The following is a 23,049-nucleotide window of genomic DNA, read 5'->3' on the forward strand; positions in this document are numbered from 1 at the left end:
TGACGATGGATTAGGGTTAGCAGGAGATAACAATAAGGAGCAACCTGATGATCGCCGTAATCTTTGAAGTCCTGCCTGCAGAAGGACACTATAGCCGCTATCTTGAACTGGCGGCAGAGCTAAAACCCCTGCTTGCCGATATTGATGGGTTTATTTCCATTGAACGTTTTCAAAGCCTTAGCGAGCCTGGAAAAATCCTGTCGCTTTCGTTCTGGCGCGATGAGGCCGCCGTGCTGCAATGGCGCAATCAGGAATTACACCGCAGCGTTCAGCGCCAGGGCCGCCACTCGGTCTTTAGCGATTACCGGCTTAGGGTGGCGGACGTGATCCGCGATTACGGCATGTTTGAACGTGAACAGGCTCCGCAGGATAGCCGCAACGCACATAAGGAAAACACGAATGAATGATCTCAGCCTGAGCCTTGCCATTGCCGCTACTTTTGTTCTCGCTGGCACCGTCAAGGGCGTCACGGGGATGGGGTTACCTACCGTCGCCATGGGGATTCTGGGGTCATTGATTTCCCCGGTGGCAGCGGCGGGCATGCTGCTTTTACCCTCTTTCCTGACCAATATTTTCCAGCTTTATGAAGGGGGCAACCTGGCGGCATTGCTCCAACGCCTGTGGCCGATGATGCTAACCATTGTGCTGGGTACCCTTGGCAGCAGCAGTTTATTGGCCTCGGGGAGTAGTCATGCAACCACCGTGGCGCTGGGCATTGCCCTGATCGTCTATGCCTTATGGACGTTGTTTGCCAGGCCGCTGCACGTTCCCGCCCGCCACGAGCGCTGGCTCTCGCCGCTGATCGGCCTCCTCACCGGTTTATTGACCGGTGGCACGGGCGTGTTTGTGATCCCCGCCGTGCCCTATATTCAGTCGCTTGGGCTTGAGCGCGATGAACTGGTGCAGGCGCTCGGGCTGTCCTTTACCTTTTCAACCCTTGCACTGGCCGCCGGGCTTTGGTGGCACGGCGCGCTGCAGGAAATAGCCATTAGCACGTCCGTCATGGCGGTTGTCGCCGCGCTTATCGGCCTGTTTGCAGGCCAGCGTATCCGCAGGCGCATCAGCCCATTAGCCTTCAAGCGCGGCTTCCTGATCTGCCTCGTTCTGCTTGGCGGTGATATGGTGCTCCGCGCGCTGATTTAGGCGAAAGGCAAACCTTCATCTTCCCAGCCGGTGATGCCGCCGGGCATCACCTTCACTAGCCTGCCGAGCTGCGCCAGTTTCAGGGCCGCCCGGTCGGCACCGTTGCAGTGCGGCCCGGCGCAGTACACCACAAACAGCGTGTCCTCGGGCCATTCGGCCATGCGGGATTCGGTGATCAGCCGATGGGGTAAATGAATAGCCCCCGGCAGGTGCCGTCGGGCAAATGTTTCACCAGAACCCACCACGTGCAGCAGCACAAAATCTGGATCGCCGCTCTGGATCGCCGCGTTGACGTCGGCACAGTCGGTTTCAAGCGACAGTTTGTGCAGGTAATGCGCGGCGACGGTTTCTGAGGCTGCCGCAGGGTGGTCAGTCACGTAGCTCATGTTTATCTCCTTTTGGTTTGAGCTTTGATTCTGACGCCGCGACGGAGGCTTGACAGCTGACACGAATGACGATTAGCGTAAATATCATGACAAAATTAGCCCCCCTGCCTAAAAACCCTCTTGTCGTCACGCTGGCTTACGACGGCCTTTGCACGTTCGAATTCGGCGTTGCCGTGGAAATTTTCGGCCTGCCTCGCCCCGAGCTGGGTGAGAATTGGTATCGCTTTACTGTCGCCGGCATTGAGCCCGGCGAGCTGCGGGCGATGGGCGGTATTCGCCTGGTGGTGGATGGCGGGCTGGATTTGCTGGCTGAAGCCAGTTTGATCGTGGTTCCTGGCTGGCGCGGGATCGATCAATCCGTGCCAGAGTCACTTATTGCGGCATTGCGGGCGGCACATGCGCGCGGTGCACGCCTGATGTCCATTTGCTCCGGCGTGTTTGTGCTGGCGGCAACTGGTCTGCTTGATGGCCAGCGGGCAACCACCCACTGGCGCTACACGGAAGCGCTGCAGGCGCGTTACCCGGCGATCGAAGTGATCCCGGACGTGCTTTATCTGGATAACGGGGATGTTTTGACCTCGGCGGGCAGCGCGGCGGGCATCGACCTCGCCCTGCATCTGGTGCGCCGGGATTTTGGTGCCGCAGCGGCCAACAGCGTTGCCCGGCGCTTAGTCGTGCAGCCTCATCGCGAGGGCGGCCAGGCGCAGTTTATCGAACAAGCAGTCCCCGTAGAGTACGAAGGAGAGCGGTTTGCGCCGCTGTTTGATCACCTGCAGCGCCATTTAAGCGAGCGGCACTCCGTGGCAAGCCTGGCCGCCTATGTCGGCATGAGCCCGAGAACTTTTTTACGCCGCTTCGAAGCCGCGACGGGCCTCACGCCCGCCGCCTGGCTGCTGCAAACCCGCCTTAAACGCTGCCGGGAGCTGCTGGAAAACAGCACGCTGCCGATAGAGCATATTGCCGAACAGACGGGATTTGGCTCAGCGGCGACGCTGCGTCATCATTTCCGGAAACATCTTCGAACGTCTCCCGCCACATACAGAAACGCATTTACTTCACAAAACGAATAATTTACCTGCGGTTAGGGATTGTTTAAGTTGTGTACGGTATGATAGCTCCACTCATCTGAGTAAACCCTTTTTTATCACGCGAGGTATTTCTATAGAAATGCAGTAATCTGGAGGATTAACTATGTTAGGGAACATGAACGTATTTATGGCAGTACTGGGATTCATCTTATTTTCCGGTTTTCTTGCTGCCTGGTTTAGCCACAAATGGGATGACTAATGAACGGTGACCTTCCCCCACCTACGACGCCTCTCGCGAAATAAACTTTCCGGGAGGCGTTTTCATTTCTGCTCCATTGCGGTGGAGGATTTGCTAACAAAAAAATACAGCGCGTAATGAGTAAATCGGCACAATTTGTTGTCTTCCTATACGGAATCAACAAAAGCAGACTGGATTCACTCTGGAGAATTTATGCGCAAGTCAACAAAAGTAGCGGTATTAACAGCGGTATGGCTCGCGGGCGCGCTGCCCTCTCTGGCCTTTGCCTATTCAGGTGATAAGCAGCTAAAGGCGACGGCACCGGGCACGTCGGCACAGTCCTATGAACTGAAAGAATTCTCCTCAGATTTCAAAATGTACAAGATCGGCGACATTGCGCCCGACATCTACCGGACCGAACCCTATAACATCAAAAGCTGGCAGCTTCGCCATCTCCCTGCGCCACAGGCCGGTAGCCACTGGACCTACATGGGCGGCAATTATGTCTTAATTACCGACGCCGAAGGAAAGATCCTTCAGGCAATGGCTGGCGATATATTTTATCAGCACTAAGGATAATCCAACCCTGAGGCTGGATATCCTTAACACCGAAAGGGTTTAATTTAATAAATTTCTCAGGGGATCGATTTCAGTATATTGATTGTCGATCTCCAGTAACCCCGCAATATCCAGTACCTGCCTGTACTCATCAGGGCTAATACGCACCTGATAATTTGCGATATGTCCACACAGCGTTTCAAAAGCCAGTACATTTTCTGAGAAGTCGATATATTCCAGCGCGAAGTCAATGAGTGACGAATCGAGCCGATTTTTAAGAGCCTCACCAAAGGTTTTGATTTTTTCGTTGATATCCATATTGACCACGTAAAGTTAATTGTTATTTGCGTGCCATCATTGGGAATGGGAAACGGCATCCTGCCGAAATACATCCCTATGGATATCGGATTGCGGGGAAATTTCTTGAGGGGCGTGCGTAATACTTATTTCAGATAACGTTCCGACACTAACTTTTCGCCAACCATTTCGCGTAATGATCGGGCCATTTCACGGTCGGTGTGCCAGGTTTGCCCATGCCGAAACCGTGGCCGCCGCTGCTGTAGCGGTGCATTTCTACCGGCACATGCTGCTGCTCACAGGCCGCGGCCATAATTAACGTATTCTGCGGGTCGGAAATTGGGTCGTCTTCGGCCTGGACCAGGAAAAACGGCGGCGAATGCGGGGTGACATAATTCTGCACGGACCAGGCGGCGTTCTCGGCTGATGAAGCATCTTTGCCGACCAGAATTTTATGCGTAGAGGTGTGCTCATAAGGTTTTTCCAGCGTAATGACCGGATAAATTAACGCCGCCCGATCGGCAAAGGCGGGTTTATCGTCTAAACGATCCTGCTTTGGATACGAGCGGTAATCGGGTCGCGTGGCGGCCAGGCCAAGCAGATGCCCACCGGCGGAAAAGCCCAGCACGCTGACGTTATGTTCACGATCGCGCACGATTCTTAACGCGCGCTGCGCGTCCTGCAAGGCAACCAGATTGCCATCAGTCCATCCTTCCGACGGCAAACGGTAGCTCAGCACATACGCGGTATATCCCCGCGCCACCAGCCATTCCGCCGCGGGCCAGGCTTCTGACCCCATTTCAATGCGCTTATAGCCCCCGCCCGCAGCCACCAGCACGGCCTGGCCATTAGGTGATTCGGGTTCAATCACGGTCAGAATCGGGAGCGCAATATTGCTCTGCGCCCCGCGCGCCGACGTCTGAATACTCCCTGTCGGCCCACCACCGCCCGGTGGCGTGCCTTTCCACAGCGGAATAGCCGAACGCTTCACGCCTGATGCAGCAAACGAGATGCCCGCTTTAGCCGCGAGCAATCCGGCGGTAACACAGGTAATAAAATGGCGACGATCCATAGTAAACTCCTGACAATACAGGTTAATCACTATGCCAAAAGAGTGTGTCTAAAGTCATATTCTAAACCAGCAATACGTAACCAGCCGTTTCGCTTGAGTTAATTATGGAGAAAAACCGCCTGGTGGAAATCATTCTGTCCACTTTACTCATCGCAAAATAAAAACCAATTCATCATACAATTTGATTTTGATTAATGAATCCTGCCGCGTATCGGCCTTAAATAGGCTCCGGTTAAACTGTTTCATTCGTTAAGAGGAGTGCTCAACATGATGATGACCTGGGACCGCAACAGGAATGCCATTACCACCGGCAGCCGCGTTTTGATTAACGGCACAGGCAAAACCGGGCTGATTAAAGCCATTCACGGTGAAGGTAAAAATGCCGAGCAAATTCGCCGCAGCAAATGCGTGGAAGTGGAAGGTTGTGAAGGGCAATTTGAACCGACGGAATTATTCCGCCTGGGCTTACACTGATAGCTAAAAGTTACCCGGCCTGCCGCCGGGTAACGGATGCTATTTACGCAGTGCCCTGACCTGCGAAAAACCGTGCTCAAACACGCTGTCAGCGGCACAGATGATCACGATAACGTCGCCACCGGATGCTTCCTCCAGCAAACGCGCCAGCTCGGCGTCCAGCTCCCGGTTCATTTTCGGCATCGCCATGTGCATTTCCCCCGGATAATCCTCATCCTCGTCAGGCGGCATGTCTTCGATGCGGCTGCCCTTCACCACATAAATCAGCAGATCATTGTCGTTATGGGTGAGCTCTAGTCTCAAATATTTGCCAACCGGATGTTTAGCCATGCGTTACCTTCAATAGCGTATAAAATAATTTGTCGGCAATGTTAGCAAAGCAACGAGGATAAAACGATGCAGGACTGGAACCCCACGCTCTATTTGCAGTTTGAAGCTGAACGTACCCGCCCGGCCGCTGAGTTGGTTGCCCGAATTAACCACCCTGGCGCAAACACCTTTACCGATTTGGGCTGCGGCCCCGGCAACTCCACGGCGCTGCTGCGTAATCTGGCGCCAGAAGCTTCGATTACCGGGCTGGATAACTCTCCCGCGATGCTCGCCAAAGCCGGTGCCGCACTGCCAGACTGCCGCTTTGAAGAGGCGGATATCGCCACCTGGCAGCCCGCCGTGAAACAGGATGTGATTTTCGCCAACGCTTCGCTGCAGTGGATAGCCAACCATAAGCAGGTCTTCCCACACCTGGCGGCACAGCTGGCAGACGGCGGCGTGCTGGCGGTGCAAATGCCCGATAACTGGCAGGAGCCCACGCATACATTAATGCGCCAGGTTGCCGACGAACTGGGGATCTCGCGCTCGAGCCGCGAAGCCTTGCTAACGGCTCAGGAATATTACGATCTGCTGGCCGAAAGCGGCTGCACGGTGGATATCTGGCGCACGACGTATTTCCACGTTATGCCGTCCGCCCGCGCCATCATTGAATGGTTAAGCTCGACCGGCCTGCGCCCTTACCTGCACGGGCTGGACGCCATTCAGCAGGAGGCGTTTCTTGAGCGCTATCACCAGTTGCTGCAGCGCGCCTACCGCAAGCAGCATGACGGCAACGTGCTGATGCCGTTCCCCCGCCTGTTTATTGTGGCGCGGAAAACGGCCTAGAATGAAGTGCCCTGTTGACGCAGGGCATCAATGTCCTGCAGCGGCGACGCGCCAAATGCCCGGCGATACTCCCGGTTAAACTGGGAGGGGGAATCATAGCCCACCTTCCAGGCGACGCTGGCCACATCGCCTTCGCAGCTCAATAAACGCCGGCGGGCCTCCAGCAGGCGAAGCTGTTTTTGGTACTGCAGTGGGCTCATGATCGTCAGAGCTTTGAAGCGGTGATGCAGGCTGGAAGCGCTCATGCCGACGCGCTTCGCCAGCTCATCAATGACCAGCGGCTCGGCATAATTCTGTTTGATCCAGTTAATGGCTTCCCCCACGCCTTTGCCCTGCGCCCAGCCCAGCGCCTGTTTCCAGAATGAAGCCCCGGCGGGAGCGATGACCAGCCGGTAGAGAATTTCTTGCTTGATGAGCGGCGCGAGGGCATGCAGATGCTGCGGGCTGTCCAGCAGCGTGACCAGGCGCAGAAAAGCGCCCTGGAGCTCTTCTTCCGCGGCGGCGACCCAGGCCCCGGTTTTCTCCCCGTTGCCGTCCGGCAGCACCACGTTCATGTTCATGATCAGGTCGGCAATTTCTTTCCCGTCAAGGTCGATGCGCACGCCGTAGTAAGGCTCGGCTTCGCTGGCGCGGGTCACCTGCCCGGACACCGGCATATCCACGGCTGCCAGCGAATAGCTGCCGGGACCGTACTCCGTGACGTTGTCACCGATAAGCATTTTTTTGCTGCCCTGCAGCACCATGCACATGGACGGAGAAAGCATCCCGCGATTGAGCAGCGTCGGCTGTTCGATGCGAATAAAGCTGAGCCACGGCAGCGCGCAGCTCAGCTCCTTCACCCCGCCGCCGCTCGCCGGGTAACGACGGGCGACACGCTGGTGCAGTTCGTCAATAATGCGGCCCGAAGGCCGCTCGGTTGGTTGCATATTACTGCCCCATGATGGCTTTGGGTTCAAGATACGCTTCCAGCCCGTAAGTGCCAAATTCGCGGCCAAGACCGGACTGTTTAAAACCGCCGAACGGCGCGAGCGGTTCGTCATAAACGCCGTTGACGAACACACGCCCCGCGATAAGCTGCCGGGCAACGGCCGCCGTGCGCACTGTATCTTTCCCGCTAACGTAGGCCTGCAGGCCATAAACCGTATCATTGGCGATCTGCACTGCTTCGGCGTCATCGCGGTAGGTAATCACCGACAGCACCGGGCCAAAAATTTCCTGTTGGGCAATGGTCATGTCGTTGCGCACGTTCACAAACACCGTCGGTTTCACAAAGTAACCGCTGGCCAGCCCCTCGGGACGCCCTTCTCCGCCGCAAAGCAGCTCCGCCCCTTCGGCAATCCCGCTACGAATATACTCCTGCACGCGCTGGTACTGCCGGGCGGTCACGGCGGCCCCGATGTTGGTTTTCGGATCCCGCGGGTTGCCTGGTACCAGAATAGCCAGATGTTTGAGAATTTGCGCTTTGACCTCGGCCAGCCTGCTTTCTGGCACCAGCAGGCGAGTCCCTGCGATACAGGCCTGGCCGCTGTTCCAGCTCATGACCTGCAGCGCCAGCGGAATAGCGGTATCGAGATCGGCATCGTCCAGCAGCACGTTGGCAGACTTGCCGCCCAGTTCAAGGGTGACGCGCTTCATGGTTGCCGCCCCGTCACGGGCAATCGTTTTGCCCACCGCCGTTGAGCCAGTGAACGAGATTTTAGCCACGTCCGGGTGGCGCGTGATTTCCGCACCAACCACATTGCCCAGGCCGGTGACGATATTAATCACGCCGTCGGGCAGCCCGGCGGCATGCAGGCATTCCGTGATGATCTCCGTTTGACGGGCGCTGAGCTCGCTGGGCTTGATAACCGCTGTGCTGCCGGAGGCAATCACCATCGACAGTTTGCCAGCGATAAAGCCGTAGTTAGCGTTCCAGGGGGTAATGAGCCCCACCACGCCCAGCGGCTCCATGACCACTTTCGCCATCCCCGCCTGAGATTCAAAAGAGTAGTCTTTCAGCAGATCGATTGCCTGGAGGAAGCTGTTGTACGAGCGAGCCACGGTGCTTTGGGCAAAAGCTATCGGGCAGCCGTATTCATCCACCATAGTTTCCACCAGCTCGTCTTCACGCGCTTTCACGGCGTCGTGCAGCAGCTGCAGCCAAATCATTCTTTGTTCGCGGCTGGAAAGGCGCATTTGCGGAAATGCGGCTTTTGCCGCAGCAATGGCGAGGCGGGTGTCTTCTTCGTCTGCCAGGCGAACCTGAGCGACAGGTTGTTCGCTGACGGGATGAATTAAGGTCAGCACCTCAGTGCCGTGGGGCGTGACGTGCTGACCGTTAATATAGAGGGTGTAGATGGTTTTCATTTATTGCGCTCCAGGGGGTTGTGTCTGACGACTTAAAGTGTCGTCGAACACGGCCGTTTTCCTGTAGCGCAATCCTGTTTGATGCTTGCACAATCCTGCAAATCAGGACTGCTTTTTCATCTCTCTGCTGGCCACGTTCTGAAAGCGTTTGGCGCGCAGCCAGTCGTAGCACCAGTTATAAGCCACGGTGTACGGCAGGAAGAACAGGAAGAAACCAATCTCTACCATCAGCGCCTGCAGCAGCGTGACATTCAGCATCCAGGCGGCAAGCGGCAGGCCAATCAGAATAAAGCCCCCTTCGAAGCCCAGCGCGTGCGCAACGCGCAAGCCCATACCACGCTTGAGTGACGGCGGGTAAAATTTATCAAACCCGGCGTTGTAAATAATGTTCCAGACCATCGCGACGGTGGACAGCATGATAGCCAGCGCACCCATCTGGAAAAGCGGTTTGTTCATTAGCCAGGCGGCGGTTGGCGCACAGATACCGATGGCGATAGCCTCGAAGCCGACGGCATGCACAATGCGCTCAGACAGGCTTCTGTTGTTTTGCGATTTCATTTTGATGACTCCTTTTTCACAAGGTCGCCATTATCATCGCAATTATTGATATAATATAGCTAACAGCCATCGATAAAAGCGATAGTTTATGCGTTACTCCCCGGAATCACTGGAAGCCTTTTTACAGGCCGTTGAAACGGGTTCTTTTTCCGCCGCCGCACGCAAGCTGAAAAAGAGCCAGTCCACCATCAGCAGCGCTATTGCCAACCTGGAAGCTGACCTTGGCGTGACGCTGTTCGATCGCCACGCCAGGCAGCCCACGCTTACCCCGCACGGGCAGCGCGTTTTGCCCTATGTACAGGCTATTTTTGCCGCCAGCGAGCGGCTGGATGAAGTTTCCGTCAGGCTGGCGGACAACGTCGAGCCGCGCCTGACGTTTGTGCTTTCCGACATGTGGCAAACCGCCCACCACGAATCCATCCTGCAGCAGTTTTCCGAGCGTTACCCGGACATCGAATTTGAATGCATTATTGCTGAGGATGAAGACGTGATTGATAGTCTGCAGATTGGCCGCGCCCACGTCGGCGTCCTGCGGGTTCAGGAGAGTTACCCGCCGGATATCACCGTCGCCCGCCTTCAGGTCGGCGCAGAAATGACCATTTTTATTCATCGCGATCACCCGCTGGCGAAGCAGACAGAGGTGCGGATGGATGAGCTACATACCGTGCGGCAACTGGTGCTTAAAACCTTTGTGCGCCCCGGTAAGGTCGCCGCACGCGGCCCTATCTGGTCGTCCCCATCTTTACTGCTGCTGCTTGAGATGGCGGAACAGGGTTTTGGCTGGGGAATATTGCCGAGCTGGCTGGTTAACCAGTTTGGGCACGGCGTGCTTAAGCCGCTGAAGGTGGAAGGCTGGCCGCAAAATCTTGAGGTGGATGTCGCCTGGTCGAACAAAACGCCGCCCGGCCCAGCTGGCCGCTGGTTGATCGACCGACTACGCGAGCGGCGGTAATAACTCGGCACACACTTGCGGTTGTCACCCGCACGGCTTTCAGGTTAAAAAACGTTATTCCACCAACAGGATCCCGTAAATGAGCGTTATCACTCCCCTTTTTGCTATTACCGCCACCATCGCGCTGGGCGCCATGAGCCCCGGCCCAAGCTTTGTTTATGTCGCTCAAAATGCCGTAGCGCGTTCACGCGCGCATGGGCTGGTGACCGCGCTGGGAACCGGCGTCGGGGCGGCCGCATTTTCGCTGATGGCGCTGCTGGGTTTACAGGCTTTTCTGCTGGCGGTGCCGGTGGCCTATACCGGGATCAAGATAGCCGGCGGGCTTTATCTGCTGTGGCTGGCTTATAAGATAATCAAACACTCTCGCGAGCCGCTGCACGTGGGCGCCGTGGGAAAAAGCGATAAAAGCATGATAGCCACCTTCCGTGACGGGCTGTTCACCCAGTTGAGCAACCCGAAAACCGCCGTCGTGTTTGCCAGTATTTTTACCGCGCTGCTGCCGCGCGAGATCCCGGCATTCTACTACGTCGTGTTGCCGGTGCTGTGCTTTGTGATTGATGCGGGATGGTATTCGATTGTCACGCTGGTGCTCTCTTCCGAGAAACCGCGCAATGCCTACCTGCGTTTTAAAACTGTGATTGACCGCTTAGCGGGCGGCGTGATGGGGATTTTGGGGCTGAAGCTGATTTTCTTCTCACGCTAAAAAACAGAAAGCCACCGCAAGCGGTGGCTCAGACAGAGTGGGATCAGTGAATCCCCAACCGGTGCGCATGGAAAATCTCTTCACGCAGTTCGAGGTGGGTTAAACCCAGCAGATCGGCAAACTCCAGCTTGAGCTGCTGCAGGCGGATCAGGAATTGCGCGGGGGTTAACTGCTCTTGTTCACGACGAAGAAATTCAAACGCTAAGGTGGTTGGGGTTATCTCGGTGTCCATGGTAATCCTCTGTTGGGTTGTGAAATCAACAGTATTGTACCACCAACGCGCTGTTCAAAAAACAGCCAGAGCAGGATTTCTGGCGCTTAACTTTTATAACAACATCAGGACTGAAACATGTTTTCTAAGCATTATGAAGTGGATGAAAGCCATATTGATTTTCAGGGCGTAGTCGACGGCCTGTACTATCCTTTTTACATGGAGTGGACGCGCCACGCCTACATGCGCGAGGCGCTCGGTATTGATATCGAGGAAGAGTTCCGCCAGGGCAAACTCTATATGGTACTGGAATACTCCCTGCGCTTTCGTAAGAGCCTGCAGAAAGGCGACAACGTTGAGGTCACCTGCCAGCTTGAGCGCAACGAGAAACGCAACCGCGTGAACTTCGCGCAGCAGATCAAAGTTGATGGCGTGGTTTATGCCGAAGCGACGTTTGTCGCCACCTGCCTGGCCAATGGCCGCCCTTCCATGCCGGAAGCCGTACTGAACGCACTGGAACAGCTTTAAGATCGATTAGCGAAGGGCAACCGTGCTCTTCGCTAGCCTTCCTCCAGCGCCTGGAGGATGTAATCTGTTCTCCACTCCACGCTCCCCTCCGGCAACACGATTATCCGATACCCCAGCTTGCCGTAAGTGTCAGCCATGATTGCAGCCGTCTGCACCGCCTCTTCCCAGCTCTGCTTTCTTTCTGCATCCCCGGCATAAATAGCCTTCCAGGGCGGTGCCAGGAAAATATCAGAATGGTAGGGAAACCGTCTAACGGCTTCCAACAGATGATCGGGAATGGGCAACTGCATCAGGGTGAGATAACCCAGGATGTCCGGCACGCCGCGATCGTAAAAACAATAAGTCTGTTTTTCGTCTGCGCCATACCAGGAGCGCATTTCCCACCCAAGCATCTGCTCAGCAAATGCCGCAGGATCCTGCCAGGGTAAGGCGTGCCCGCCAATTTGCTGCTGGTGCTGAATAATGCTCCTCCCGGCCTCCGGCTGACAATCAAAACCCCGGCGCCTGAGCTCATTAATGAGGGTACTTTTCCCGGAACCTGGCCCGCCGGTAAGCACCACACGTTTCACCTGAATATTGTTCATAAACCTCCCAAACATTATTTTCTTTACTGATTTATGGTGATTCCACGCCCTCGTTCCTGCTACCCTCTGGCAAAAAAGTGAATAAGACTTAGGAGCACCCGCATGCAAGAATTTATCCGGCCGGTTTTGAACCTGCCTAACAACGAGAAGAAACTGCTGCTGCACTCCTGCTGCGCCCCCTGCTCGGGTGAAGTCATGGAGGCCATACACGCGTCCGGTATCGAATACACCGTGTTCTTCTACAACCCAAATATTCACCCGCAGAAAGAGTATTTACTGCGCAAGGATGAAAACATTCGCTTTGCGGAACAGCACGGCGTGCCGTTTGTGGATGCGGATTACGATACCGATAATTGGTTTGAGCGTGCGAAAGGGATGGAGTGGGAGCCGGAGCGTGGAGTGAGATGCACCATGTGCTTTGATATGCGTTTCGAGCGTACCGCACTTTACGCCCATGAGCACGGATTTAATGTCATCAGCAGTTCGCTGGGGATTTCCCGCTGGAAAAACATGCAGCAGATTAACGACTGCGGGCACCGCGCCGCCGCGCCTTATGAAGGCATGAGCTATTGGGATTACAACTGGCGCAAACAGGGTGGCTCCGCTCGCATGATTGAAATCAGCAAGCGCGAACAGTTCTACCAGCAGGAATACTGCGGCTGCGTCTATTCCCTGCGCGACACCAACCTGCACCGGAAAGCCAATAACCGGCCGATGATTAAAATCGGCAAGCTGTTCTACGGCAAGGACGACGAGTCATCTCAGGCTTAACCCACTGAATGGTTGACACATTTTTGCATTAATTAACGGTTGCCCGTAGTAAGGGCAGCTGTTTTAATTTCCTCTTTAAATTATTACCAGAGGGAACTATGCAAAATAATACTCACGCTGGCGTCAGGGCTTACAACCCTATCACTCTAAAACTTTACGACTGGTGGGTGTTAAAGATCTCAAATCAGTACGCCTGGCGTTGCCCGACAGACACCGTTTTGCTCCCGCATTTCAAGGCCCACACCGGCGAAAATCATCTGGATATCGGCGTGGGAACGGGCTATTACCTGCCTCACCTGCCTGCCACCGTTGAACTTTCCCTGATGGATTTGAACACCAGCAGCCTGCAGGCGGCCTCGGCGAAAGCGGGCCACGGAATCAAAGACCATCTGCAGCATGACGTTTTTAAGCCCCTGCCGCAGAGCTGGCACGATCGTTTTGACTCCATCTCACTTTTCTATTTACTGCATTGCCTGCCCGGCTCGCTAAACGACAAAGCGCTGGCGATAGATAACATTGCCCGTGCGCTTAAAACAGAAGGCAAGCTCTTTGGCGCGACGATTCTGGGTGAAGGCGTGGCGCACAATGCTTTTGGCCGCAAGCTAATGAACGTTTATAACAAGAAAGGGATCTTTTCTAATCGGCAGGATTCAGCAGGGCTGCTCAGGGATGTTTTGACCGCGAGATTCGAACGGGTCGACGTAAAAATTGAAGGAACAGTCGCGTTATTTACCGCCAGCGGACGCCGCGATTAAGAGGGAAAATCCGGGAGCCTGCCGACATCGATCAGGCCCCGTAATCGTTCAAAGTAACCCAGAAGTACCCTGCATTTTCCCGAGCAGGTTTGAAATTTATAGCCAGCAACCCTGGACATTGCACGGATATATTCTGTTTGATTTTTAAGGCACTTAACGCAAATCAGGGCTTTGCAGTTTGCGTTAAGTGCGATTTCACTGCGGCTACACTAGTGAGAGCGCTTTCTTTGCCATTATTGCTCCGCCAGCCCGCGGTTTTTCAGCATCGGTTCGCTGTGCGGATCGTGCCCTCGCCAGTCGCGGTACAACGCTTCCAGATCGCTGCTGTTGCCTCTTGAGAGAATCGCTTCCCGGAAGCGCTGACCGTTTCCGGCGCTGAGCCCGCCCTGCTCCACAAACCACTGATAGCCGTCGTCCGCTAACATTTGCGTCCAGATATAGGCGTAGTAGCCCGCCGCGTAGCCGCCGCCAAAAATATGGGCAAAATAGCTACTGCGGTAGCGAGGCGGCACCTCGGCCAGCTTGATGTGCTCTTTTTCCAGCGCTTCAGCTTCGAAGCGCGCCACATCGTCAATAGCCGTGTCTGGCGCCAGGCTGTGCCAGTTCATGTCCAGCAGCGCCGCCGCCAGCAGCTCGGTCATGTCATAGCCTTTGTTAAACTGCGCGGCGCGGAACAGTTTGCTGCGGAGCGACTCCGGCATTGGCTCGCCGGTCTGGTGATGCCTGGCATAATTGGCAAAGACCTCGGGATGGCTCGCCCAGTGCTCGTTAATTTGCGAAGGGAACTCCACAAAATCTCGCGGCGTGTTGGTCCCCGAAAGGCTCGCATAGCGCTGGGTAGCAAACAGGCCGTGCAGCGTATGGCCGAACTCGTGAAACAGCGTTATGACATCGTCCCATGAAATCAGGGCAGCCTCGCCGCTGGCCGGTTTGGTGTAGTTGCATACGTTGTAGATCACCGGCATGGCGTCAAACAGCGTGGATTGCTCGACAAAGCTCCCCATCCACGCCCCGCCGCCTTTGCTGTCTCGGGCGAAGAAATCACCGTAGAACAGCGCCATGCCGCGCCCATCGTTATCAAAAATCTCCCAGGTGCGCACATCCGGGTGGTAAGTCGGGATATCAAAACGTTCCACGAAACGCAGCCCGAAGAGCTGGCTGGCGGCCCAGAATACGCCGTTAGTCAGCACGCCGTTGAGTTCAAAATACGGTTTAATCTGCCCTTCATCGAGATCGTACTTCGCACTACGCACCTGCTCGGCGTAAAACTGCCAGTCCCATGCCGTCGCCTGGAATCCCCCGTTCTGGGCATCAATAACGTCCTGAATGTCTTTCAGTTCGCGGCGCGCCCGCCCGGTGGCCGCAGGGACGATGTTCCGCATAAAGCGCAGCGCCGCATCGGGGGTTTTCGCCATCTGGTCGGCCATTTTCCAGGCCGCGTAGTTTTCAAAGCCCAAAAGCTGAGCTTGTGCAGCCCGCAGCGTAGCCAGGCGAGCGACGATGGCGCGAGTATCGTTCGCATCGTTGCGCTGGGCACGCGTCCAGCCAGCCTCAAAGAGCGCTTCTCGCGTGGCGCGGTCGCTCAGGCTTTGTAAAGCCGGCTGCTGGGTAAAATTCAGCAGCGGAAGCAGCCATTTCCCCGGCAGGCCTTTGTCAGCCGCAGCCTGCGCAGCAGCCGCAATTTCCGCGCTGGTCAGGCCGTTAAGCGCCTCAGCGTGGTCAACCACCAGGCCACCGGCTTTATCCGCCGCATGAAGACGATTGTTGAACTGACTGGTGAGCTGGGCGCTCTCTTTGTTCAGCGCTTTCAGCTGCGCTTTATCCTGCTGGCTTAACGTGGCGCCCGCCAGCTTGAACGACTGCCAGGTCACCTCCACCAGCCGCAGGGATTCCGCATCCAGATTGAGGTCGTGGCGCTGCTGATAAACGCGATTCAGCCGGGCGAATAAGGTGTCGTTCAGGCGAATTTCATCGGCAAGCTCAGCCAGTTCGGTGGAGAACTCTTCATCAAGCTGCTGCAGGAAATCGCTGGTGTGCGCCGACGTCATGGCGTAGAACACGGTAGTCACGCGGCCCAGCATCGCACCGGTTTTCTCCAGCGCCAGGTAAGTATTTTCAAACGTAGGCTCAGCCGGATCACCGGCAATGGCGGCGACTTCTGCACGCTTGATGCGCTTACCTTCATCGAAAGCCGGTCGGTAATGGTCGTTAGTTATCTCGTCGAAATGCGGGGCCTGATAAGGCAATAAACTCGGCTGGAAAAACGGGTTGCTCTGCAACATCCTCTACTCCCGGTGACCTGAAATGTGGGTTAGTTATAGCGCATTTAGCTTCGTTTCTTAAAAGAAAAACTAAGATTACCGTGGCCCGTTAGCGTGCTAAGGTAGTGCCGGACAAAAGCGTTGAGGAACAGAGAGATGATTGTACTGGTTACGGGTGCTACCGCGGGCTTTGGTGAAAGCATTACCCGCCGTTTCGTTAAGAATGGCCATAAGGTTATTGCCACCGGCCGCCGTCAGGAACGCCTGCTCGAGCTTAAAGAAGAGCTGGGTGACAACCTGTTTACGCTGCAGCTGGATGTGCGCAATCGCGCGGCAATAGAAGAAGCGCTGGCTTCCCTGCCGGCCGACTGGCAACAGATTGATATCCTGGTCAACAACGCCGGGCTGGCGCTGGGCATGGAGCCTGCGCATAAAGCCAACGTCGATGACTGGGAAAACATGATCGACACCAACAACAAAGGCCTGGTTTATATGACCCGCGCCGTGCTGCCGGGCATGGTCGAGCGCAATCGCGGCCACATTATTAACATCGGTTCAACCGCGGGCAGTTGGCCTTACGCCGGGGGCAACGTCTACGGGGCGACCAAAGCCTTCGTGCGCCAGTTCAGCCTGAACCTGCGCACCGACCTGCATAAAACGGCCGTTCGCGTGACCGACATCGAACCGGGCATGGTGGGCGGCACCGAGTTTTCCAACGTGCGCTTTAAGGGCGACGATGACAAAGCCGGCAAAACCTACGAAAACGCCAACGCGCTGACGCCGGAAGACGTTACCGAAGCCGTCTGGTGGGTGGCGACGTTACCGAAACACGTCAACATCAACACCCTGGAAATGATGCCAGTCAGCCAGACGTTTGCCGGTCTGAGTGTTCACCGCGAAGGGTAATTTTGGCGGAAGTCATGCTGAAACGGGGCCTTTGCAGCCCCGTTTTTTCATCTTACGGCACGCTAAAACGCGGAGCGATCAGGCCCGGCCCCAGCCAGCAACGATGATCAGCATCCCACAGAAAGCAATGGCCGCTCCGGTCCAGTCGTAAACGCTGAGCTTCACGCCGTCGACCACGCGCAGCCAGAGCAACGCCGTCACCACATAAACCCCGCCGTAGGCCGCATAGACGCGCCCGCTGGCCGCGGGATGCAGCGTCAAAAGCCAGACAAAAATCGCCAGCGACAGCGCCGCTGGCAGCAATAACAACGGAGAGCCGTTGCGTTTAAGCCATAGCCAGGGCAGAAAACAACCAATAATCTCCGCCAAAGCGGTGGCAAAAAATAGCAACGTTGTTTTGATCATATTGTCTTTTCTTCAGTAATAATGATGCCCACTAACTCTGACATTAGGCGCGAATCAGCCTCAATGATATGATTAGTTTTATTAAACTAAAAAGGAAATCGCAATGAACTCAATCCTTCGTAAGTCTTTGTCATGGATGCCGTTAGCCTTGCTGGGAGCTGCATTCATGGTTTCTATGCCAACCCAGGCCGATACTAACGTGATCGTTGTTCCGGGCGGAACGAACGGCGTCGGTGGTCAGGAGAACTCCCTGACCCGCCAGCGCGCAGCGGAAGAAAAAGAGCAGTGGAATGACACCCGTACCCTGCGCCAGAAGATCAACCGCCATAACGAAAAAGTGTTCGACCGTGAGTCGGCGCGCGGAGACAAAGACTGGGCCAAACAAGATGCCGCCCAGGATACCTTCGACAAATGCCAGCAGAGCGCCAACGTGAACGCCTACTGGGAGCCGAACACCCTGCGCTGCCTGGATCGCCGCACCGGCCGCGCGATCAATCCATAATAGTCCCCCTCTCAAACGAGGCTTCTGCTTAAGAAGCCTCACCATCATCAGCGCAAGGATCTGCTATGAGTAACGAACTGCCTATTCGTCTTCGCCCGCTTGAGCGCGAAGATCTCCGCTTCGTCCACCAACTGGACAATAACGCCAGCGTCATGCGCTACTGGTTTGAAGAGCCTTACGAAGCCTTCGTGGAGCTGTCTGACCTGTATGACAAACATATTCACGATCAGAGCGAGCGCCGCTTTGTCATCGACTGCAACGGCGTGAATGCCGGGCTGGTTGAGCTGGTCGAAATCGACCACATCCACCGCCGGGCGGAATTTCAGATAATTATCACGCCGGAGTTCCAGGGCAAAGGGCTCGCCTCGCGCGCGGCCAAACTGGCCATGGAGTACGGTTTTACCGTGCTCAATCTCTATAAGCTCTACCTGATTGTCGATAAAGAGAATGAAAAAGCGGTACATATTTATAAAAAACTGGGCTTTATCGTGGAAGGCGAGCTGATCCACGAGTTCTTCATTAACGGTCAGTACCGCGATGCCATTCGGATGTGCATCTTCCAGCAGCAGTTCCTGGCGCAGAAAACCCCGGAAAAAACCCTGCTGAAGCCGACGGCTCAGTAACCGCTTTTCACAGATGAATGCCGCCCTGCGTGAGCGTTCATCTGTCCTTCCCTGTTTCTCCCGCCAGCCTTCTTGCCGCTTCGTCTATTTTCCAGACAATCAGACGGGTTTTTCCTGCAAACCACTCAATCAGAACTAAAATAATAGGGCTGTAAAATTTTGCGTTTAAAAGGCAACGGCTATCAAATTCGTAGGCCCATCCAGATATTAATTATTGATCGTACAGATTATCGTTATCGGGCATACATATAACGGAGAGCAAAATGAGCAATTCTACTGACTTACACAATGCTTCCTCAGCGAGCGCAGGAAAGTGCCCATTTAACCACGGCCAGAGCACGGACATTGCCGGCGAGGGAACCAGCAACCAGGACTGGTGGCCGCACCAGTTGCGCGTCGATCTGTTGAATCAACACTCCAATCGCTCCAACCCGCTGGATGAAAACTTCAGCTACCGCAAAGAATTTAGCAAACTCGATTATTACGCCCTGAAAGGCGACATCAAAGCGCTGTTAACGGATTCTCAATCCTGGTGGCCTGCCGACTGGGGCAGCTATATCGGTCTCTTTATCCGTATGGCGTGGCACAGTGCAGGAACCTATCGCTCCCGCGACGGTCGCGGTGGCTCCGGACGCGGTCAACAGCGTTTTGCGCCTCTTAACTCCTGGCCGGATAACGTCAGCCTCGATAAATCCCGTCGCCTGCTTTGGCCCATTAAACAAAAATATGGTCAGCAAATTTCCTGGGCAGACCTGATTATTCTCGCCGGTAACGTGGCGCTGGAAAATGCGGGCTTCCGCACCTTCGGCTTTGGTGCCGGGCGCGAAGATGTCTGGGAACCCGATCTCGACGTTAACTGGGGGGCTGAGAAAGAGTGGCTTGAACACCGCCACCCGGAATCTCTGGCACAGGCTCCGCTCGGTGCGACCGAAATGGGTCTGATTTACGTCAACCCGGAAGGCCCTGAGCACAGCGGCGACCCGCTTTCCGCAGCGCCTGCTATTCGCGCCACCTTCGGTAACATGGGGATGGACGACGAAGAGATTGTCGCCCTGATTGCCGGGGGCCATACGCTCGGTAAAACCCACGGCTCTGCAGCCGCCACCCACGTTGGCGCAGACCCGGAAGATGCTCCGCTTGAGGCGCAGGGGCTTGGCTGGGCAAACAGCTACAATAGCGGCGTCGGCGCTGATGCCATAACCTCCGGCCTCGAAGTGGTCTGGACGCAAACGCCAACCCAGTGGAGCAACTACTTCTTCGAAAACCTGTTCGGCTACGACTGGGTACAAACCCGCAGCCCGGCAGGCGCCATTCAGTTTGAGGCGACCAACGGCCCGGATATCATTCCCGATCCGTTTGATCCGTCCAAAAAACGCAAACCAACGATGCTGGTAACTGACCTGACGCTGCGCTTCGATCCAGAGTTCGAGAAAATTTCTCGCCGCTTCCTGAACGATCCGCAGGCCTTCAACGAAGCCTTCGCCCGCGCCTGGTATAAACTGACGCACCGCGATATGGGGCCAAAAGCGCGCTACATCGGCCCGGAAGTGCCAAAAGAAGATCTGATTTGGCAGGATCCGTTGCCGAAAGCTACCCACGCGCCGTCCAGCGCCGATATCGACGCGCTGAAAAAAGCGATTGCGGATTCCGGCCTGTCCGTCAGCGAGCTGGTTTCGGTGGCATGGGCATCTGCCTCAACCTTCCGCGGAGGGGACAAACGCGGCGGTGCCAACGGGGCGCGGCTGGCACTTGCTCCGCAGCGCGGCTGGGAAGTGAACGCCGTGGCGGCCCGTGCTCTGCCTGTGCTTGAAGCAATTCAGAAGGCATCCGGCAAAGCGTCGCTGGCGGACATCATCGTGCTGGCCGGCGTGGTAGGCATTGAGAAGGCCAGCCACAGCAAAGTACCGTTCACGCCGGGGCGCGTGGACGCCACTCAGGAGCAGACCGACATCGAGTCCTTCGAGCTGCTGAAACCGGCCGCTGACGGCTTCCGAAACTATCGCCGCATTGCGAATGCCACCTCAACCGAAGCGCTGCTGATCGACAAGGCGCAGCAGCTGACGCTGACGGCTCCTGAGCTGACGGTCTTAATCGGCGGTTTGCGCGCGCTGGGCGTTAACTACGATGAAAGCCAGCACGGCGTGCTGACTTCTCGCCCGGGTGAGCTGACGAATGATTTCTTCGTCAATCTGCTGGATATGCGTACCGAGTGGAAAGCCGCTGACGCAGGCTCCGAAGTGTTTGAGGGCCGCGATCGCCTTAGCAGAGAAGTAAAATACACCGGCACCCGCGCCGATCTGGTCTTTGGCTCTAACGCCGTGCTGCGCTCCCTGGCGGAAGTGTATGCCAGCCAGGATGCCAAAGAGAAGTTCGTCAAAGACTTTATCGCCGCATGGACAAAGGTAATGAATCTCGACCGTTTCGACCTACAGCAGTAAAACGAAAGGGGGGCTTTTGGCCTCCCCTGGTTTAACGCTATATGGGAAGGCATTTCGCCTTCCCTTTTTACTGCTTACTCTTCGCCGAAGTGGATCACGGTGCGAATCGATTTTCCTTCATGCATCAGGTCAAACGCTTCGTTGATCTTGTTCAGCGGCATGCGGTGAGTAATGAACGGATCCAAATTGATTTTGCCCGCCATTGCATCTTCTACCATGCCCGGCAGTTGAGTGCGGCCTTTAACGCCCCCGAACGCTGAGCCACGCCAGACGCGACCAGTCACCAGCTGGAATGGGCGGGTTTTAATTTCCTGCCCCGCCCCGGCCACGCCGATAATCACGCTCTCGCCCCAGCCTTTGTGGCAGCATTCCAGCGCGGAACGCATCACGTTCACGTTGCCGATACATTCGAAGCTGTAATCCACGCCGCCGTCGGTCAGCTCAACGATCACATCCTGAATCGGCTTCTCGTCATCTTTCGGGTTAATGCAGTCGGTGGCGCCCATTTCACGCGCGAGGGTGAATTTCTCCGGATTGGTATCAACGGCAATGATTCGCCCGGCCTTAGCCTGCACCGCGCCCTGAATCACCGCCAGGCCGATCCCGCCGAGGCCAAATACCGCCACGGTATCGCCCTCTTTCACTTTTGCCGTGTTGTGCACCGCGCCGATGCCGGTGGTCACGCCGCAGCCAAGCAGACACACTTTATCCAGTGGCGCCTGAGGGTTGACCTTAGCCAGAGAGATCTCCGCCACTACGGTGTATTCGCTGAAAGTGCTGGTACCCATGTAGTGATAAATTGGCTCACCGTTGTAGGAGAAGCGGGTGGTGCCATCCGGCATCAGGCCTTTGCCCTGCGTGGCGCGAACGGCCTGGCAGAGGTTAGTTTTGCCGGATTTACAGAACTTACACTCGCGGCATTCTGCGGTGTAGAGCGGAATAACGTGGTCGCCCGGCTTCAGGCTGGTCACGCCCTCGCCCACTTCCACCACGATGCCGCCGCCTTCGTGGCCCAGCACCGCCGGGAATACGCCTTCCGGATCGTCGCCGGACAGCGTGAAAGCATCGGTATGGCAAACGCCGGTGTGGGTGATTTTCACCAGCACCTCACCTTTTTGCGGGGGTGCAACGTCGATTTCCACAATTTCCAAAGGTTTACCCGGCCCAAAGGCCACCGCAGCACGTGATTTCATTGTTTTGTTCCTTTTGGTGGGGGTGTTTTTATTTTAGATAAGAGCGCAGCAAATTCCCGACTTCCGCCATCCGCAGCGCGCGCTGCTCTTCGGAGGTGTCGCCGGTGACCAGCTCGTCTTTAAGATGAATTTCCATCATTTCGCCCATCAGGCCGTTGGCTGCCCCGCGAACGGCCGCGATCTGCTGCAAAATGGCGAGGCACGGATCGCCGTTTTCCAGCGCGCGCTCAAGCGCCTCGGCCTGGCCGCGAATGCGCCTGACGCGGGTCAAAATACGTTTTTTGTCTTCCGGAGAGTGTGGCATAACCGCCCCTTTGATACTGTAGGGGGGTATAGTAACGTAATTTTTAGGTTATTGATAATTTTTATATTTTATATAATTATCAGTTGGTTGAGAAAATTTAACAAACTCAGCGAATCTATCGGGGTTCATGTGCCCGCCATACACCCTGGGCGGTTCTTCTTTTTGATCTGAAGAAACGGCAGGCCAGCGCCAGCACCAACAACATTTGTTAACTTCACCGCTTCAAATCATTTACACTCCTCCGGCATTCTGGGGGGAGCATGGCAGAGAATCAATTTTATCGTGGTCGTAGCAGAGTTATCGCCACAGGGCTGGCGCTGTTTGCGCTTGCCCTGATCGTTTTGGCGCCGCTCGTCTCGATTTCTCTGCAGAAATCGCCAATGGCGATGATGCCAGGCATGATGCATCACCCTATGATGGAAATGCATGAGCACCACGCCGGGCATAAACCGGTTTTGATGCCCGTCGATCACGCTGAGGCCTGCGGTTACTGTGTGCTAATGTCGCACATGCCAGGCTTACAGCCAGAGTTAATTACTCCACTTCATACTCTTTTCTTGCTCCAGGGCTTTCAACCCTCATCGCCTTTACTCGAAATACGGCATTTCTTTGCCTGGCTTTTTCCTCATCCTCGCGCGCCTCCGGCATAAACGACTTT

30 protein-coding genes are annotated in these 23,049 nt (G+C 55.7%); 17 read left to right on the top strand and 13 right to left on the bottom strand.

Translation table 11 applies throughout. From position 1 onward, the window contains the following. The first annotated feature begins 47 nt into the window (after nucleotides 1-47). Both F3J26_RS06960 and F3J26_RS06965 read left to right on the top strand, forming a co-directional pair. A complete protein-coding gene (locus F3J26_RS06960) occupies nucleotides 48-407 on the top strand; it encodes an antibiotic biosynthesis monooxygenase (RefSeq protein ID WP_166992655.1) in 360 nt (119 codons plus the stop codon). Further along, nucleotides 400-1,143: a sulfite exporter TauE/SafE family protein gene (locus tag F3J26_RS06965; RefSeq protein WP_166992658.1), complete on the top strand. Its 744-nt coding sequence runs from the start codon at nucleotides 400-402 to the stop codon at nucleotides 1,141-1,143. Before F3J26_RS06960 ends, F3J26_RS06965 begins: the two co-directional genes overlap by 8 nt. On the opposite strand, the gene F3J26_RS06970 is transcribed toward F3J26_RS06965, so the two are convergent. Next, the gene (locus F3J26_RS06970) at nucleotides 1,140-1,529 is read right to left on the bottom strand and encodes a rhodanese-like domain-containing protein (RefSeq protein WP_166992661.1); all 390 of its coding nucleotides are present in this window, start codon (nucleotides 1,527-1,529) and stop codon (nucleotides 1,140-1,142) included. The genes F3J26_RS06965 and F3J26_RS06970 overlap by 4 nt on opposite strands. Nucleotides 1,530-1,594: 65 nt before the next feature. On the opposite strand from F3J26_RS06970, the gene ftrA reads away from it, so the two are divergent. The 3 genes from ftrA (at nucleotide 1,595) to F3J26_RS06985 (ending at nucleotide 3,368) form a co-directional block, all read left to right on the top strand. Then, entirely contained in the window at nucleotides 1,595-2,599 is a 1,005-nt protein-coding gene (gene ftrA, locus F3J26_RS06975) for a transcriptional regulator FtrA (RefSeq protein ID WP_205246361.1), read from the top strand. Between the two features lie 121 nt (nucleotides 2,600-2,720). Further along, nucleotides 2,721-2,816 (top strand): protein MgtS, encoded by a 96-nt coding sequence (mgtS, locus tag F3J26_RS06980; protein ID WP_008459108.1) that lies wholly within the window; start codon nucleotides 2,721-2,723, stop codon nucleotides 2,814-2,816. Between the two features lie 192 nt (nucleotides 2,817-3,008). Then, nucleotides 3,009-3,368 (top strand): RcnB family protein, encoded by a 360-nt coding sequence (locus tag F3J26_RS06985; RefSeq protein ID WP_008459111.1) that lies wholly within the window; start codon nucleotides 3,009-3,011, stop codon nucleotides 3,366-3,368. A 45-nt stretch (nucleotides 3,369-3,413) separates the two neighbouring features. Here F3J26_RS06985 and F3J26_RS06990 read toward each other — a convergent pair whose 3' ends face one another. After that, nucleotides 3,414-3,671: a MafI family immunity protein gene (locus F3J26_RS06990; protein WP_008459113.1), complete on the bottom strand. Its 258-nt coding sequence runs from the start codon at nucleotides 3,669-3,671 to the stop codon at nucleotides 3,414-3,416. A 148-nt stretch (nucleotides 3,672-3,819) separates the two neighbouring features. Beyond that, nucleotides 3,820-4,722 (bottom strand): alpha/beta hydrolase, encoded by a 903-nt coding sequence (locus F3J26_RS06995; RefSeq protein WP_166992667.1) that lies wholly within the window; start codon nucleotides 4,720-4,722, stop codon nucleotides 3,820-3,822. Between the two features lie 270 nt (nucleotides 4,723-4,992). Between F3J26_RS06995 and ydfZ the strand changes: the two genes are divergently transcribed. Further along, a complete protein-coding gene (ydfZ, locus tag F3J26_RS07000) occupies nucleotides 4,993-5,196 on the top strand; it encodes a putative selenium delivery protein YdfZ (protein ID WP_039296773.1) in 204 nt (67 codons plus the stop codon). Nucleotides 5,197-5,235: 39 nt separating this feature from the next. Here the strand turns inward: ydfZ and F3J26_RS07005 are convergent, their stop codons facing one another. Further along, nucleotides 5,236-5,526, bottom strand: a complete 291-nt coding sequence (locus F3J26_RS07005; protein WP_166992670.1) for a hypothetical protein — start codon at nucleotides 5,524-5,526, stop codon at nucleotides 5,236-5,238. Nucleotides 5,527-5,592: 66 nt separating this feature from the next. Between F3J26_RS07005 and tam the strand changes: the two genes are divergently transcribed. Continuing rightward, a complete protein-coding gene (tam, locus tag F3J26_RS07010) occupies nucleotides 5,593-6,351 on the top strand; it encodes a trans-aconitate 2-methyltransferase (RefSeq protein ID WP_166992673.1) in 759 nt (252 codons plus the stop codon). Here tam and F3J26_RS07015 read toward each other — a convergent pair. The 3 genes from F3J26_RS07015 to F3J26_RS07025 all read right to left on the bottom strand — a co-directional run bounded on the left by F3J26_RS07015 (nucleotide 6,348) and on the right by F3J26_RS07025 (nucleotide 9,255). Then, on the bottom strand, nucleotides 6,348-7,277 hold the full coding sequence (locus tag F3J26_RS07015; protein WP_166992676.1) for an AraC family transcriptional regulator: 930 nt from the start codon (nucleotides 7,275-7,277) through the stop codon (nucleotides 6,348-6,350). The genes tam and F3J26_RS07015 overlap by 4 nt on opposite strands. 1 nt (nucleotide 7,278) lies before the next feature. Beyond that, nucleotides 7,279-8,697, bottom strand: a complete 1,419-nt coding sequence (locus F3J26_RS07020; RefSeq protein WP_166992679.1) for an aldehyde dehydrogenase family protein — start codon at nucleotides 8,695-8,697, stop codon at nucleotides 7,279-7,281. A 102-nt stretch (nucleotides 8,698-8,799) separates the two neighbouring features. Next, the gene (locus F3J26_RS07025; RefSeq protein ID WP_166864233.1) at nucleotides 8,800-9,255 is read right to left on the bottom strand and encodes a multidrug/biocide efflux PACE transporter; all 456 of its coding nucleotides are present in this window, start codon (nucleotides 9,253-9,255) and stop codon (nucleotides 8,800-8,802) included. A gap of 88 nt (nucleotides 9,256-9,343) precedes the next feature. On the opposite strand from F3J26_RS07025, the gene F3J26_RS07030 reads away from it, so the two are divergent. Both F3J26_RS07030 and F3J26_RS07035 read left to right on the top strand, forming a co-directional pair. Then, complete coding sequence (locus F3J26_RS07030; RefSeq protein ID WP_166992682.1) at nucleotides 9,344-10,207, top strand: LysR substrate-binding domain-containing protein; 864 nt, start codon at nucleotides 9,344-9,346, stop codon at nucleotides 10,205-10,207. Between the two features lie 79 nt (nucleotides 10,208-10,286). Beyond that, on the top strand, nucleotides 10,287-10,910 hold the full coding sequence (locus F3J26_RS07035) for a LysE family translocator (protein ID WP_008459129.1): 624 nt from the start codon (nucleotides 10,287-10,289) through the stop codon (nucleotides 10,908-10,910). Nucleotides 10,911-10,953: 43 nt separating this feature from the next. Here the strand turns inward: F3J26_RS07035 and F3J26_RS07040 are convergent, their stop codons facing one another. Then, complete coding sequence (locus F3J26_RS07040) at nucleotides 10,954-11,142, bottom strand: YdiH family protein (protein ID WP_008459131.1); 189 nt, start codon at nucleotides 11,140-11,142, stop codon at nucleotides 10,954-10,956. Between the two features lie 117 nt (nucleotides 11,143-11,259). Here F3J26_RS07040 and F3J26_RS07045 point away from each other — a divergent pair, with 117 nt between their 5' ends. Beyond that, nucleotides 11,260-11,649, top strand: a complete 390-nt coding sequence (locus F3J26_RS07045; RefSeq protein ID WP_008459134.1) for an acyl-CoA thioesterase — start codon at nucleotides 11,260-11,262, stop codon at nucleotides 11,647-11,649. A 32-nt stretch (nucleotides 11,650-11,681) separates the two neighbouring features. On the opposite strand, the gene F3J26_RS07050 is transcribed toward F3J26_RS07045, so the two are convergent. Next, nucleotides 11,682-12,233 carry an AAA family ATPase gene (locus F3J26_RS07050; protein WP_166992685.1) on the bottom strand — a complete coding sequence of 184 codons (552 nt, stop codon included), beginning with the start codon at nucleotides 12,231-12,233 and terminating at the stop codon, nucleotides 11,682-11,684. 102 nt (nucleotides 12,234-12,335) lie between these two features. Between F3J26_RS07050 and F3J26_RS07055 the strand changes: the two genes are divergently transcribed. Both F3J26_RS07055 and F3J26_RS07060 read left to right on the top strand, forming a co-directional pair. Then, nucleotides 12,336-13,004 carry an epoxyqueuosine reductase QueH gene (locus F3J26_RS07055; RefSeq protein WP_008459139.1) on the top strand — a complete coding sequence of 223 codons (669 nt, stop codon included), beginning with the start codon at nucleotides 12,336-12,338 and terminating at the stop codon, nucleotides 13,002-13,004. 98 nt (nucleotides 13,005-13,102) lie between these two features. Then, entirely contained in the window at nucleotides 13,103-13,759 is a 657-nt protein-coding gene (locus F3J26_RS07060; RefSeq protein WP_166992688.1) for a methyltransferase, read from the top strand. A gap of 233 nt (nucleotides 13,760-13,992) precedes the next feature. Here F3J26_RS07060 and dcp read toward each other — a convergent pair whose 3' ends face one another. After that, nucleotides 13,993-16,041, bottom strand: a complete 2,049-nt coding sequence (gene dcp / locus F3J26_RS07065; RefSeq protein ID WP_166992690.1) for a peptidyl-dipeptidase Dcp — start codon at nucleotides 16,039-16,041, stop codon at nucleotides 13,993-13,995. A 135-nt stretch (nucleotides 16,042-16,176) separates the two neighbouring features. Between dcp and ydfG the strand changes: the two genes are divergently transcribed. Next, the gene (gene ydfG / locus F3J26_RS07070) at nucleotides 16,177-16,926 is read left to right on the top strand and encodes a bifunctional NADP-dependent 3-hydroxy acid dehydrogenase/3-hydroxypropionate dehydrogenase YdfG (RefSeq protein WP_008459146.1); all 750 of its coding nucleotides are present in this window, start codon (nucleotides 16,177-16,179) and stop codon (nucleotides 16,924-16,926) included. Nucleotides 16,927-17,004: 78 nt separating this feature from the next. On the opposite strand, the gene F3J26_RS07075 is transcribed toward ydfG, so the two are convergent. After that, nucleotides 17,005-17,331: a YnfA family protein gene (locus F3J26_RS07075; RefSeq protein ID WP_008459149.1), complete on the bottom strand. Its 327-nt coding sequence runs from the start codon at nucleotides 17,329-17,331 to the stop codon at nucleotides 17,005-17,007. A 103-nt stretch (nucleotides 17,332-17,434) separates the two neighbouring features. Here F3J26_RS07075 and F3J26_RS07080 point away from each other — a divergent pair, with 103 nt between their 5' ends. From F3J26_RS07080 to katG, 3 genes are all read left to right on the top strand, one after another. Continuing rightward, on the top strand, nucleotides 17,435-17,833 hold the full coding sequence (locus F3J26_RS07080; protein ID WP_008459153.1) for a DUF1283 domain-containing protein: 399 nt from the start codon (nucleotides 17,435-17,437) through the stop codon (nucleotides 17,831-17,833). Nucleotides 17,834-17,898: 65 nt separating this feature from the next. Beyond that, the gene (gene speG, locus F3J26_RS07085; RefSeq protein WP_008459155.1) at nucleotides 17,899-18,456 is read left to right on the top strand and encodes a spermidine N1-acetyltransferase; all 558 of its coding nucleotides are present in this window, start codon (nucleotides 17,899-17,901) and stop codon (nucleotides 18,454-18,456) included. 263 nt (nucleotides 18,457-18,719) lie between these two features. Next, on the top strand, nucleotides 18,720-20,894 hold the full coding sequence (gene katG, locus F3J26_RS07090; protein WP_166874122.1) for a catalase/peroxidase HPI: 2,175 nt from the start codon (nucleotides 18,720-18,722) through the stop codon (nucleotides 20,892-20,894). Nucleotides 20,895-20,968: 74 nt separating this feature from the next. Here katG and F3J26_RS07095 read toward each other — a convergent pair whose 3' ends face one another. Together F3J26_RS07095 and F3J26_RS07100 are read right to left on the bottom strand one after the other, a co-directional pair. Further along, nucleotides 20,969-22,087: an S-(hydroxymethyl)glutathione dehydrogenase/class III alcohol dehydrogenase gene (locus tag F3J26_RS07095; RefSeq protein ID WP_166992693.1), complete on the bottom strand. Its 1,119-nt coding sequence runs from the start codon at nucleotides 22,085-22,087 to the stop codon at nucleotides 20,969-20,971. A 28-nt stretch (nucleotides 22,088-22,115) separates the two neighbouring features. After that, nucleotides 22,116-22,391 carry a metal/formaldehyde-sensitive transcriptional repressor gene (locus tag F3J26_RS07100; RefSeq protein ID WP_008459160.1) on the bottom strand — a complete coding sequence of 92 codons (276 nt, stop codon included), beginning with the start codon at nucleotides 22,389-22,391 and terminating at the stop codon, nucleotides 22,116-22,118. A 260-nt stretch (nucleotides 22,392-22,651) separates the two neighbouring features. Here F3J26_RS07100 and F3J26_RS07105 point away from each other — a divergent pair, with 260 nt between their 5' ends. After that, nucleotides 22,652-23,041, top strand: a complete 390-nt coding sequence (locus F3J26_RS07105; protein ID WP_166992696.1) for a DUF2946 family protein — start codon at nucleotides 22,652-22,654, stop codon at nucleotides 23,039-23,041. The last annotated feature ends 8 nt before the right edge of the window (nucleotides 23,042-23,049 follow it).

Origin of the sequence: Enterobacter sp. Ap-867 (assembly GCF_011752855.1) — a bacterium.
Lineage (GTDB): Bacteria > Pseudomonadota > Gammaproteobacteria > Enterobacterales > Enterobacteriaceae > Cedecea.

What these genes read in the sequence shown, in the direction of transcription:
- F3J26_RS06960 (WP_166992655.1), top strand. Translation starts at nt 48, where the DNA reads ATGATCGCCGTAATCTTTGAAGTCCTGCCTGCAGAAGGACACTATAGC.
- F3J26_RS06965 (WP_166992658.1), top strand. Translation starts at nt 400, where the DNA reads ATGAATGATCTCAGCCTGAGCCTTGCCATTGCCGCTACTTTTGTTCTC.
- F3J26_RS06970 (WP_166992661.1), bottom strand. Translation starts at nt 1,529, where the DNA reads ATGAGCTACGTGACTGACCACCCTGCGGCAGCCTCAGAAACCGTCGCC.
- ftrA (WP_205246361.1), top strand. Translation starts at nt 1,595, where the DNA reads ATGACGATTAGCGTAAATATCATGACAAAATTAGCCCCCCTGCCTAAA.
- mgtS (WP_008459108.1), top strand. Translation starts at nt 2,721, where the DNA reads ATGTTAGGGAACATGAACGTATTTATGGCAGTACTGGGATTCATCTTA.
- F3J26_RS06985 (WP_008459111.1), top strand. Translation starts at nt 3,009, where the DNA reads ATGCGCAAGTCAACAAAAGTAGCGGTATTAACAGCGGTATGGCTCGCG.
- F3J26_RS06990 (WP_008459113.1), bottom strand. Translation starts at nt 3,671, where the DNA reads ATGGATATCAACGAAAAAATCAAAACCTTTGGTGAGGCTCTTAAAAAT.
- F3J26_RS06995 (WP_166992667.1), bottom strand. Translation starts at nt 4,722, where the DNA reads ATGGATCGTCGCCATTTTATTACCTGTGTTACCGCCGGATTGCTCGCG.
- ydfZ (WP_039296773.1), top strand. Translation starts at nt 4,993, where the DNA reads ATGATGACCTGGGACCGCAACAGGAATGCCATTACCACCGGCAGCCGC.
- F3J26_RS07005 (WP_166992670.1), bottom strand. Translation starts at nt 5,526, where the DNA reads ATGGCTAAACATCCGGTTGGCAAATATTTGAGACTAGAGCTCACCCAT.
- tam (WP_166992673.1), top strand. Translation starts at nt 5,593, where the DNA reads ATGCAGGACTGGAACCCCACGCTCTATTTGCAGTTTGAAGCTGAACGT.
- F3J26_RS07015 (WP_166992676.1), bottom strand. Translation starts at nt 7,277, where the DNA reads ATGCAACCAACCGAGCGGCCTTCGGGCCGCATTATTGACGAACTGCAC.
- F3J26_RS07020 (WP_166992679.1), bottom strand. Translation starts at nt 8,697, where the DNA reads ATGAAAACCATCTACACCCTCTATATTAACGGTCAGCACGTCACGCCC.
- F3J26_RS07025 (WP_166864233.1), bottom strand. Translation starts at nt 9,255, where the DNA reads ATGAAATCGCAAAACAACAGAAGCCTGTCTGAGCGCATTGTGCATGCC.
- F3J26_RS07030 (WP_166992682.1), top strand. Translation starts at nt 9,344, where the DNA reads ATGCGTTACTCCCCGGAATCACTGGAAGCCTTTTTACAGGCCGTTGAA.
- F3J26_RS07035 (WP_008459129.1), top strand. Translation starts at nt 10,287, where the DNA reads ATGAGCGTTATCACTCCCCTTTTTGCTATTACCGCCACCATCGCGCTG.
- F3J26_RS07040 (WP_008459131.1), bottom strand. Translation starts at nt 11,142, where the DNA reads ATGGACACCGAGATAACCCCAACCACCTTAGCGTTTGAATTTCTTCGT.
- F3J26_RS07045 (WP_008459134.1), top strand. Translation starts at nt 11,260, where the DNA reads ATGTTTTCTAAGCATTATGAAGTGGATGAAAGCCATATTGATTTTCAG.
- F3J26_RS07050 (WP_166992685.1), bottom strand. Translation starts at nt 12,233, where the DNA reads ATGAACAATATTCAGGTGAAACGTGTGGTGCTTACCGGCGGGCCAGGT.
- F3J26_RS07055 (WP_008459139.1), top strand. Translation starts at nt 12,336, where the DNA reads ATGCAAGAATTTATCCGGCCGGTTTTGAACCTGCCTAACAACGAGAAG.
- F3J26_RS07060 (WP_166992688.1), top strand. Translation starts at nt 13,103, where the DNA reads ATGCAAAATAATACTCACGCTGGCGTCAGGGCTTACAACCCTATCACT.
- dcp (WP_166992690.1), bottom strand. Translation starts at nt 16,041, where the DNA reads ATGTTGCAGAGCAACCCGTTTTTCCAGCCGAGTTTATTGCCTTATCAG.
- ydfG (WP_008459146.1), top strand. Translation starts at nt 16,177, where the DNA reads ATGATTGTACTGGTTACGGGTGCTACCGCGGGCTTTGGTGAAAGCATT.
- F3J26_RS07075 (WP_008459149.1), bottom strand. Translation starts at nt 17,331, where the DNA reads ATGATCAAAACAACGTTGCTATTTTTTGCCACCGCTTTGGCGGAGATT.
- F3J26_RS07080 (WP_008459153.1), top strand. Translation starts at nt 17,435, where the DNA reads ATGAACTCAATCCTTCGTAAGTCTTTGTCATGGATGCCGTTAGCCTTG.
- speG (WP_008459155.1), top strand. Translation starts at nt 17,899, where the DNA reads ATGAGTAACGAACTGCCTATTCGTCTTCGCCCGCTTGAGCGCGAAGAT.
- katG (WP_166874122.1), top strand. Translation starts at nt 18,720, where the DNA reads ATGAGCAATTCTACTGACTTACACAATGCTTCCTCAGCGAGCGCAGGA.
- F3J26_RS07095 (WP_166992693.1), bottom strand. Translation starts at nt 22,087, where the DNA reads ATGAAATCACGTGCTGCGGTGGCCTTTGGGCCGGGTAAACCTTTGGAA.
- F3J26_RS07100 (WP_008459160.1), bottom strand. Translation starts at nt 22,391, where the DNA reads ATGCCACACTCTCCGGAAGACAAAAAACGTATTTTGACCCGCGTCAGG.
- F3J26_RS07105 (WP_166992696.1), top strand. Translation starts at nt 22,652, where the DNA reads ATGGCAGAGAATCAATTTTATCGTGGTCGTAGCAGAGTTATCGCCACA.